8 protein-coding genes, 4 tRNA genes and 1 riboswitch are annotated in these 10,098 nt (G+C 56.8%); of the genes, 9 read left to right on the forward strand and 3 right to left on the reverse strand.

The genetic code is table 11. The features are described 5' to 3' along the window. Window positions 1–62: 62 nt before the first annotated feature. Window positions 63–232, reverse strand: a riboswitch (FMN riboswitch). 190 nt (window positions 233–422) lie between these two features. The 8 genes from ltaE (at window position 423) to mgtE (ending at window position 8,172) form a co-directional block, all read left to right on the forward strand. Beyond that, window positions 423–1,427 (forward strand): low-specificity L-threonine aldolase, encoded by a 1,005-nt coding sequence (gene ltaE / locus KVH01_RS15900; RefSeq protein WP_217882021.1) that lies wholly within the window; start codon window positions 423–425, stop codon window positions 1,425–1,427. Window positions 1,428–1,573: 146 nt separating this feature from the next. Continuing rightward, window positions 1,574–4,192: an alanine--tRNA ligase gene (gene alaS / locus KVH01_RS15905; RefSeq protein ID WP_217882022.1), complete on the forward strand. Its 2,619-nt coding sequence runs from the start codon at window positions 1,574–1,576 to the stop codon at window positions 4,190–4,192. Window positions 4,193–4,287: 95 nt separating this feature from the next. Further along, window positions 4,288–5,529 (forward strand): aspartate kinase, encoded by a 1,242-nt coding sequence (locus KVH01_RS15910; RefSeq protein WP_124401637.1) that lies wholly within the window; start codon window positions 4,288–4,290, stop codon window positions 5,527–5,529. 176 nt (window positions 5,530–5,705) lie between these two features. After that, the gene (gene csrA / locus KVH01_RS15915; protein WP_003175645.1) at window positions 5,706–5,894 is read left to right on the forward strand and encodes a carbon storage regulator CsrA; all 189 of its coding nucleotides are present in this window, start codon (window positions 5,706–5,708) and stop codon (window positions 5,892–5,894) included. A 62-nt stretch (window positions 5,895–5,956) separates the two neighbouring features. Beyond that, window positions 5,957–6,047 (forward strand) — tRNA-Ser (locus KVH01_RS15920). A gap of 108 nt (window positions 6,048–6,155) precedes the next feature. Continuing rightward, window positions 6,156–6,232 (forward strand) — tRNA-Arg (locus tag KVH01_RS15925). A 72-nt stretch (window positions 6,233–6,304) separates the two neighbouring features. Then, window positions 6,305–6,381: transfer RNA gene (locus KVH01_RS15930), tRNA-Arg, on the forward strand. 348 nt (window positions 6,382–6,729) lie between these two features. Further along, on the forward strand, window positions 6,730–8,172 hold the full coding sequence (gene mgtE, locus KVH01_RS15935) for a magnesium transporter (protein WP_043050354.1): 1,443 nt from the start codon (window positions 6,730–6,732) through the stop codon (window positions 8,170–8,172). Between the two features lie 104 nt (window positions 8,173–8,276). Here mgtE and KVH01_RS15940 read toward each other — a convergent pair whose 3' ends face one another. The 3 genes from KVH01_RS15940 to KVH01_RS15950 all read right to left on the reverse strand — a co-directional run bounded on the left by KVH01_RS15940 (window position 8,277) and on the right by KVH01_RS15950 (window position 9,399). After that, window positions 8,277–8,603 carry an Arc family DNA-binding protein gene (locus KVH01_RS15940; protein WP_003193592.1) on the reverse strand — a complete coding sequence of 109 codons (327 nt, stop codon included), beginning with the start codon at window positions 8,601–8,603 and terminating at the stop codon, window positions 8,277–8,279. 374 nt (window positions 8,604–8,977) lie between these two features. Then, the gene (locus KVH01_RS15945; RefSeq protein WP_043050355.1) at window positions 8,978–9,157 is read right to left on the reverse strand and encodes a PA3371 family protein; all 180 of its coding nucleotides are present in this window, start codon (window positions 9,155–9,157) and stop codon (window positions 8,978–8,980) included. Window positions 9,158–9,168: 11 nt separating this feature from the next. Continuing rightward, the gene (locus KVH01_RS15950) at window positions 9,169–9,399 is read right to left on the reverse strand and encodes a hypothetical protein (protein WP_217882023.1); all 231 of its coding nucleotides are present in this window, start codon (window positions 9,397–9,399) and stop codon (window positions 9,169–9,171) included. 326 nt (window positions 9,400–9,725) lie between these two features. Between KVH01_RS15950 and KVH01_RS15955 the strand changes: the two genes are divergently transcribed. After that, window positions 9,726–9,802 (forward strand) — tRNA-Arg (locus tag KVH01_RS15955). Window positions 9,803–10,098: the final 296 nt, after the last annotated feature.

Here is a 10,098-nt window from a genome sequence, read left to right on the forward strand (position 1 = left end):
AAGGGTACGAACAACGACGTCATGCAGGCATGAAGTCAGCGCTTGCGGCCCTTAGGTGCCAATCCCGTTCTCTCTTCATCCGGACTATGACCGTCGGCCCCGGGATCACACCGGGTCTGCTGACCTTGTCGCCGTCCCGCGTGAGCAGTCCGAGGCGCCAAGCGCTCGCGGGCTATGCACATTGCGTGCAATTACCGCCGGTGGGGAATTACACCCCGCCCTGAGAACGTTGCCGCCAGAACCCTGGCGGCGGAGAGTTTTTAACATGGTTTTTCAGAAACTGCACGAGTGCCGTATCGATAACCTATATCGGTTTGTTTGGTTGGTATTCGATTGAATGCAGGCGGGGCTTGATATTCCGCGGTTTTGCCCGCAGTAATCACGCACAAGAGGATTTATCCATTCCGTTAGAGGCCCCCTTCATGACCGTGATCGACCTGCGCAGCGACACCGTGACCCAACCCACCCCCGGCATGCTTGACGCGATGGCCAGTGCCGTCAGCGGTGATGATGTCTATGGTGAGGACCCCAGCGTCAACCGCCTGGAGGCCGAGTTGGCCAAGCGCCTGGGGTTTGCCGCCGCGCTGTTCGTGCCCACTGGCACCATGAGCAACCTGCTGGCGTTGATGGCCCACTGTGAGCGTGGCGAGGAATACATCGTCGGCCAGCAGGCCCACACCTACAAATACGAAGGCGGCGGTGCAGCGGTGCTTGGCTCGATCCAGCCACAGCCCCTGGAAGTGCAGGCGGACGGCTCGCTCGATCTGGACCATGTGCTCGCAGCCATCAAGCCCGACGATTTCCACTTTGCCCGCACACGCCTGCTGGCGCTGGAAAATACCATGCAGGGCAAGGTTTTGCCGCTGGAGTACCTGGCCAAAGCCCGCGCCTTCACTCGTGAGCACGGCTTGGCCTTACATCTGGACGGTGCACGGATCTACAACGCTGCGGTCAAGCTGGGAGTCGATGCGCGCAAGATCGCCGAGCATTTCGATTCGGTGTCGGTGTGCCTGTCCAAGGGCCTCGGTGCGCCAGTCGGCTCGGTGTTGTGCGGCTCTACGGCGCTGATTGCCAAGGCGCGGCGCCTGCGCAAGATGGTTGGCGGTGGCATGCGCCAGGCCGGTTCTCTGGCGGCGGCGGGGCTGTATGCCCTGGATCATCAGGTACAGCGCCTGGCTGATGACCATGCCAATGCGCAATGGCTGGGGGATGAGCTGCGCAAGGCCGGCTACACCGTGGAGCCGGTGCAGACCAACATGGTGTATGTGCCGGTCGGTGACCAGGCCCAGGCCCTGAAAGCCTTTGCTGCCGAGCGTGGGGTCAAGTTGAGTGCTGCGCCACGGTTGCGCATGGTCACGCACCTGGATGTCAGTCGGGCGCAGATCGAGCAAGTCGTGCAGACATTCGTCGAGTTTTCGCGAAAATGACAGTGCACGCCGTCTAATTGAGTGTATCTATCACATAAACACGCTGTACCACCGGCAAAGGGCCGATATAATGCGGCCCTTTGCCGTCGCTCCGTCTGATGATGTTGCGCACTGGCCTTTGGCCGCAGCCTCCGTGGAATAACCTAATGAAAAGCGCAGAAATCCGTGAAGCCTTCCTTCGCTTCTTCGAAGAGCAAGGCCACACCCGTGTAGCCTCCAGCTCATTGATCCCAAGCAATGACCCAACCCTGCTGTTCACTAACGCGGGCATGAACCAGTTCAAGGACTGTTTCCTGGGCCAGGAAAAACGCGCCTATACCCGCGCAGTCAGCAGCCAGAAGTGCGTACGCGCCGGTGGTAAACACAACGACCTGGAAAATGTCGGCTACACCGCCCGTCACCACACCTTTTTCGAAATGCTCGGCAACTTCAGCTTTGGCGATTATTTCAAGCAGGACGCGATCAACTTTGCCTGGACCTTCCTGACCGGCGTATTGAAACTGCCGAAGGAAAAGCTCTGGGTCACTGTTTACGCCACTGACGACGAAGCCTACGACATCTGGACCAAGCAAGTCGGTGTGCCGCCTGAGCGCATGGTGCGCATCGGCGACAACAAAGGCGCGCCGTATGCCTCCGACAACTTCTGGACCATGGGTGACACCGGTCCATGCGGCCCCTGCACCGAGATCTTCTACGATCACGGCGCCGACATCTGGGGCGGCCCACCGGGTTCGCCGGAAGAAGACGGCGACCGCTATATCGAAATCTGGAACAACGTGTTCATGCAGTTCAACCGCACCGCCGATGGCGTGTTGCATCCGCTGCCAGCGCCATCGGTAGACACCGGCATGGGCCTGGAGCGGATCAGTGCGGTGATGCAGCACGTGCACTCCAACTACGAAATCGATCTGTTCCAGAGCCTGCTGGCTGCCGCGGCCAAGGCCATCGGCTGCGCCAATGAAGACCAGGCGTCGCTCAAAGTAGTGGCTGACCACATCCGTTCCTGCGGCTTCCTGATTGCCGACGGCGTACTGCCGTCCAACGAGGGTCGCGGCTACGTGCTGCGTCGCATCATCCGTCGTGCCTGCCGTCACGGTAACAAGCTGGGCGCCAATGGCAGCTTCTTCTACCAGATCGTGGCGGCCCTGGTCGCCGAGATGGGCGAAGCCTTCCCGGAACTCAAGCAGAACCAGGCGCACATCGAGCGCGTGCTCAAAGCCGAAGAAGAGCAGTTCGCCAAGACTCTGGAACAGGGCCTGAAAATCCTCGAGCAGGACCTCGCCAACCTGCAAGGCACCGTGGTGCCAGGCGACGTGGTGTTCAAGCTCTATGACACCTACGGCTTCCCGATGGACTTGACCGGCGATATCGCCCGTGAGCGTGACCTGACCCTCGACGAGGAAGGTTTCGAACGCGAGATGGAAGCCCAGCGTGTGCGTGCGCGTTCCGCCAGCTCTTTCGGCATGGATTACAACAGCCTGGTCAAGGTCGATGTGGCCACCGAATTCACTGGCTACAAGGCCACCAGCGGCTCGGCCAAGGTGGTTGCGCTGTATAAGGACGGTCAGTCCGTCGACGTCTTGAATGAAGGCGATGATGGCGTAGTGGTGCTGGACCAGACGCCTTTCTATGCCGAGTCCGGTGGCCAGATCGGTGACTGTGGTTTCCTCAAGGCCACCTCAGGTCGCTTTGACGTGCGCGACACCACCAAGACCGGTGGCGCGTTTCTGCACCATGGCGTATTGGCATCGGGCAGCCTGACCGTCGGTTCGCCAGTGGACACCCAGGTGGACGCCGACGTGCGCCACGCTACCTCGCTGAACCATTCGGCCACCCACTTGCTGCACGCTGCACTGCGCCAGGTGTTGGGCGAACACGTCCAGCAGAAGGGCTCGTTGGTCGATAGCCAGCGCCTGCGCTTCGATTTCAGTCACTTTGAAGCGATCAAGCCTGAGCAGATCAAGGCCCTGGAAGACATCGTCAACGCTGAGATTCGCAAGAACACCGCGGTGCAAACCGAAGAGACCGATATCGAGACTGCCAAAGCCAAGGGCGCCATGGCGCTGTTCGGCGAGAAGTACGGCGACAGCGTGCGCGTACTGAGCATGGGGGGCGACTTCTCGGTGGAGCTGTGTGGCGGTATCCACGCCAACCGTACCGGCGATATTGCCCTGCTGAAAATTGTCAGCGAAGGCGGTGTGGCGTCCGGTGTACGTCGTATTGAAGCGGTCACCGGTGCTGCGGCCCTGGCCTATCTCAATGCGGCAGAAGAACAACTCAAGGAAGCGGCCACCCTGGTCAAGGGCAGCCGCGACAACCTGATCGACAAGTTGTCCGCCGTTCTGGAGCGCAACCGTGCGCTGGAGAAACAGCTGGAGCAGTTGCAGGCCAAGGCGGCCAGTGCTGCCGGCGATGATCTGTCGGCCTCGGCCGTTGACGTCAAGGATGTAAAAGTCCTGGCGGCGCGCCTGGATGGTCAGGACGGCAAGGCGCTGTTGGCCTTGGTCGATCAGTTGAAGAACAAACTCGGTCGCGCAGTGATCCTGCTCGGCAGTGTCCATGAGGATAAGGTTGTTCTGGTTGCCGGTGTGACCAAGGACCTGACTGGCCAACTCAAAGCCGGTGATTTGATGAAGCAGGCCGCCGCGGCAGTGGGCGGCAAGGGCGGTGGTCGTCCGGACATGGCGCAAGGCGGTGGTGTCGACGCTGGTGCCCTGGACGCGGCCCTGGCCTTGACCGTGCCGTTTGTCGAGGCAGGTATTTAAGGCACTGTTAATCGGCCCGTGGTGTAGTCACGGGCTTGTTCAGTGCCGGTGGATTGGATATTAGGCGCCCCTTTACGGGCTGAGGCGGCTTGGAAATGGCTTTGATCGTACAGAAATTTGGAGGCACCTCGGTCGGCTCTGTCGAAAGAATCGAGCAGGTCGCCGACAAGGTTAAGAAGTTCCGCGATGCCGGCGATGACCTGGTAGTGGTGTTGTCAGCCATGAGTGGCGAGACCAATCGCCTGATAGACCTGGCCAAGGCCATCAGTGGGGATCAGCAGCCGCTGCCGCGTGAGCTGGATGTGATCGTGTCCACGGGTGAGCAGGTCACCATCGGGCTGTTGGCGATGGCGTTGAACAAACGTGGCGTGCCGGCGGTGTCCTACACTGGTAGTCAAGTGCGCATTCTTACGGACAGCGCGCATACCAAGGCGCGCATTCTGCAAATTGACGATCAGAAAATTCGTACTGATCTGAAAGCAGGGCGCGTGGTAGTTGTAGCGGGTTTCCAGGGCGTGGACGAGCAAGGCAATATCACCACCCTTGGCCGTGGCGGTTCGGACACCACCGGTGTGGCACTGGCGGCAGCGCTAAAGGCTGACGAATGCCAGATCTATACCGATGTGGATGGCGTCTACACCACTGACCCGCGCGTTGTGCCTGTGGCCCAGCGCCTGGACAAGATTACCTTTGAAGAAATGCTGGAAATGGCCAGCCTGGGTTCCAAGGTATTGCAGATTCGTGCGGTAGAGTTCGCCGGCAAGTACAACGTTCCGCTGCGCGTATTGCACAGCTTCAAGGAGGGTCCGGGCACCCTCATTACTATTGATGAAGAGGAATCCATGGAACAGCCGATCATTTCCGGCATCGCTTTCAATCGCGATGAAGCCAAGCTGACGATCCGTGGCGTGCCAGACACTCCGGGCGTGGCTTTCAAGATTCTTGGCCCTATCAGCGGCGCGAACATCGAAGTCGACATGATCGTGCAGAACGTTTCGCACGATAACACCACCGATTTCACCTTCACCGTGCACCGCAACGAGTACGATGCGGCGGAGCGGATCCTGCAGAACACCGCGAGCGAGATTCGCGCCCGCGAGGTGGTGGGTGATACCAAGATCGCCAAGGTCTCGATCGTGGGCGTGGGCATGCGTTCCCACGCTGGGGTTGCCAGTCGCATGTTCGAAGCGTTGGCCAAAGAAAGTATCAATATCCAGATGATCTCCACGTCGGAGATCAAAGTCTCGGTAGTGATCGAAGAGAAGTACCTCGAATTGGCTGTGCGTGCGCTGCACACCGCGTTTGAGCTGGACGCTCCGGCCCGACAGGGCGAGTGATGTGTTGCCAGGGAGGCGCGGTTTTACCGCGCCTTTCATTTTTTTGTGGGGCGCATGCTCTTTTGCATGGGCTCGACAATACTTAGGCAGGTAGGGCTATGGCCTTTCGGTTGTAGGTCGAATGCCTTTTTTTTGCAGACTGTTGTTCCTGAACTGAAATGCGTGAGGAGAAAGGCATGCTGATTCTGACTCGTCGTTGCGCAGAAAGCCTGATTATCGGTGATGGCGAAATCACCGTGACCGTGCTCGGCGTCAAAGGCAATCAAGTACGTATCGGGGTTAACGCTCCGAAAGAGGTAGCGGTCCACCGCGAGGAAATCTACCTGCGGATCAAGAAAGAGAAGGACGAAGAACCAAGCCTTTAATTTTTATCGTTTTTTATGTTTGCAAACGGGGAAGAACGTGGTTAATATACGCCCCGTGTTGCGGAGAGCTGGCCGAGTGGCCGAAGGCGCTCCCCTGCTAAGGGAGTACACCTCAAAAGGGTGTCGGGGGTTCGAATCCCCCGTTCTCCGCCATTATTTGCTTAGTACGTTGCAATCTGGTTTTTTCGGTAAGTTGTTGAAAATACTCGAAAAAATAGCTTTACATAGAGATTGAACGGCCTATAATGCGCGGCAACAAATGCACTCGTAGCTCAGCTGGATAGAGTACTCGGCTACGAACCGAGCGGTCACAGGTTCGAATCCTGTCGAGTGCACCATTTAAGAGTTAGTTGCAGTTATGCAGGTAATTCGGTTTCAACCAGTTGTGACCTGGTATAAAAACACAATCTGCACTCGTAGCTCAGCTGGATAGAGTACTCGGCTACGAACCGAGCGGTCACAGGTTCGAATCCTGTCGAGTGCACCATACAAACAAAAAGCCCGCCTAGTGCGGGCTTTTTGCCGTCTGGGGTTCGTGTAGGTTTTATCCTTGATTCAATCTTTTTATCCTGCCCATGTGTTTTCCCTCCCGCCTGTGGCGTCGCAGTCATGGATGTTAGTCAATGCTGAGCTTTGACGCGCAAGCACTTGTTCTTTCCAGTTTTTTAACGTTTAAAACGTCCGGGCGGTGTATCATGCGCCCGTCAGCCCCGCCGGGGCTTGTGGAATACCTCCATGGACTTACCCAGTAGTTACTCAGTACCCCGTTTTACCAATCATGAATTGACTGATTGATCCTTCCGGCGTGCCCCGCTGCTGGGAGTGGAGTTCGCCTATGACCGAAGTAGAAGTAAAGAAAACTCAAGAAAGCCTGCAGGATCGCCTGGCTCAAGTCATCGAGCTGCTGCAGCGCCAGCGCGTGGTCGAAGACCTCACGCACCGCCAGGAAGGTCCGAATCACGACCGCGTTGAAAACCTGGTTCACCGGCAAAACCTGGTCGAGTTGCAACGCAAGCTCGATGACCTGCACTCCGCCGACGTTGCCTATATTCTCGAAGCCCTGCCACTGGATGATCGGCTGACCCTTTGGCAGTTGGTCAAGGCCGATCGCGACGGCGATATCCTTCTAGAAGTCTCTGATTCCGTTCGTGAAACCCTGATCGCCGACATGGACGATCATGAGCTCCTGGCTGCTGCCCGGGAGATGGATGCGGACGAACTCGCCGACCTGGCCCCTGAGCTGCCCCGTGACGTCGTCCATGAGTTAATGGAGGCGCTCGACTCGCAGCAGCGTGAGCGCGTGCGTTCGGCGCTGTCTTACGACGAGGATCAGGTTGGCGCGCTGATGGATTTCGAGATGGTCACCATCCGTGAAGACGTCAGCCTGGAAGTGGTGCTGCGTTACCTGCGCCGTCTCAAGGAGCTGCCAGGTCATACCGACAAATTGTTTGTGGTCGACTACGAAGGGATACTCAAGGGCGTACTGCCAATCAAGCGTCTTCTGGTCAACGACCCAGAAAAGAAAGTCGCAGACGTAATGGCCAGTGATCCGGTGAGCTTTCATCCGGATGAGGATGCTTATGATGCCGCCCAAGCGTTTGAGCGTTATGACTTGATCTCGGCGCCGGTTGTCGACAAGAACGGGAAGCTGATTGGTCGTCTGACTATCGATGAGATGGTCGACCTGATTCGTGAGGAAAGCGAAACAGAAGTCCTTAATATGGCGGGCCTTCGTGAAGAGGAAGATATATTTGCCTCGGTATGGCGCTCGCTACGTAACCGTTGGGCTTGGTTGGCGGTCAACTTGATCACTGCGTTTATCGCCTCGCGAGTTATCGGCCTGTTCGAGGGTTCCATCGAGAAACTGGTGGCACTTGCGGCGCTGATGCCGATCGTAGCGGGTATCGGCGGTAACTCCGGCAACCAGACCATCACCATGATCGTGCGTGCCATGGCCCTTGACCAGGTTAATACCGGCAACACCTCACGCCTGATGCGCAAAGAGCTGGCGGTGGCGCTGATCAATGGCGTTGTCTGGGGAGGGGTTATCGGTATCGTCGCCTACCTGCTGTATGACAGTTGGTCCCTGGGGGTGGTCATGACTGCTGCGATGACATTAAACCTCTTGCTGGCGGCGCTCATGGGCGTTTTGATTCCTATGACGTTGGCACGTCTTGGGCGTGATCCGGCGATGGGGGCCAGTGTGATGATCACGGCGATGACTGATAGTGGTGGCTTCTTTATCTTCCTGGGACTGGCGACTATCTTCCTGCTCTGATCCCTTCCGGCGGGGGGCAAATCTGCCCCTCGTCCACATCATACCTTTCCAAATTTCGCGCAAAAAAAAGCCAGCACATGGCTGGCTTCGGCTTGCTGTGTCAATCAATTGGCTTCTGCGGCTGCCTCGACGTCGTGTGCGATCAGCGAGACGAGCGCATTTTGCTGGCGGTGGGAGAGCTGACGAAAACGCTGCAGCAGTTCGCGTTCGTGCAGTGACAGCTCGGGGCTGTCAAGGCGCATGCTCAACTCTTCACCCAAGGCACCTTCCTGAATAAGGCTCTGTTCCAGGCGTGCGATGATTTCGGAGTTCATGCTGCGGTGATGATTGCGAGCCACCTCGGCAATGCGTTCCCGCATTCCGTCTGGCAGACGTACGACGAACTTGTCAGCCGTACGGCTGGAATAAATTGCCTGTTTCAATGGGCGCATATATTTAACCGGTTAGTTCAGGGGAGCGGTTTTTGGAATTGGCCGCAAGATGAGTGTTAAGACAAGGCTCACGACCAAAGTTCAACCCGAATTGCAAAGAGGCCGCATCATGCCTCAAATTTGACATTTCATTGGCGTCAATTCTGTGACAAATATTGAACTGCCTACAGGCTTTATGCCAGCACTGATTTGCGTTTTTGCGGACTGGTTAGAAAACTTTTCGCAATCAGCTGAGGGTGGCCGATCTTCGCCCCTGACTGTCCCGCGTGCGATTCGAAGGGCTCAAGCCATAAGGAATATGGCCTTTTGCCCGCACCCTTAAGACTAGTGGCAGTTTGCTTATTTGCTAATGTCAGGCGACATAAGGTAGGGGGTCAGCGCAGGACAGGGTCGAATTTGATTCGACGGCCTACGATGAGCGTCAGGAGCAGCAGGCTGCCAAACACTGCGCTGGCGATAAAGGCGGTGGTTTGATCATCCTGGGTCGTTGAGACTAGGCCGAGCAGTGTGGCGGTGAAAGTGAGGCAAAGAAATAGCCAGGCAAGCTTGGACATGAGCAGCGTTCTCAGAAAACCCAGTGTTCGGAGGCTGGCGCGCCTTGTGCGTCCAGGGCCAATCTGACAGGTGATTGCGGCGTGGCGTTCATCACTGCGAGTTGAGGGCGTTGTTGCTGTTGAAGGTAATGCGGGGTCGCTTGGCTGATTTGCGCAGTGTCTTCGGTAGGCGATTGGAATTGGAGCATCACCAAGGCAGTCAATGCCGCTGTATTAAGGCCTAGCAGAAGGGCGCTGTTCATGGTGATCTACTCCGTGGATGCCTGGATCAATTGGTTTTTGTGATAGAACCATTGCAGATGCCGTGCCAATATTTTATTTCAATAAAATCAACCGGTTATCTTTGAATTCGGTCTCTTAAGCTTGCAGTTTGCAAGTATGGCGATTTGAAGGTAGTGCAATTTGCACGACCGATGCGTGGTGGTGAGAGGTTGGATTGCAGTTGGCGATGCCCAAAAGCATCCGCCTACAGTCAAAAAGCCTGCGGACGACATGACAAAACCAGCCCTGGCCGTTAACATGCTCGCCGATCATCGCTTAGCTGGCTTTTGCGCTGACGGCAGTATTCGTCCCAGTAGCTCAATTGGATAGAGCATCCCCCTCCTAAGGGGAAGGTTGGCCGTTCGAACCGGCCCTGGGACACCATCCATATTGCTAGCACCTTCTGTTGTCGGTATTCGCCGATTTCGCCACTCAGACATTTCTTCTATATAGCTTTGGTTTATTTCAAGCCTGAAGTCGCTTTCTATCGGCTGTCGGGTGGTTGATGGGGGAGAGCTGTTCAGGCCTTTTGCCGGGTGGATGATTCGAAGATTCTTGCGCTTCACCGAAGCGCACCTGTTGTGCTCTATATAGAAGAGCTGGCAAATCGGGGGGGGAATGGACAGTGCCGAAGGAATTTCATCTTTTTTGATTTATTAGCTTGACGCTCATGTTCATAC

This window comes from Pseudomonas khavaziana, from assembly GCF_019145205.1.
GTDB classification, from domain to species: domain Bacteria; phylum Pseudomonadota; class Gammaproteobacteria; order Pseudomonadales; family Pseudomonadaceae; genus Aquipseudomonas; species Aquipseudomonas khavaziana.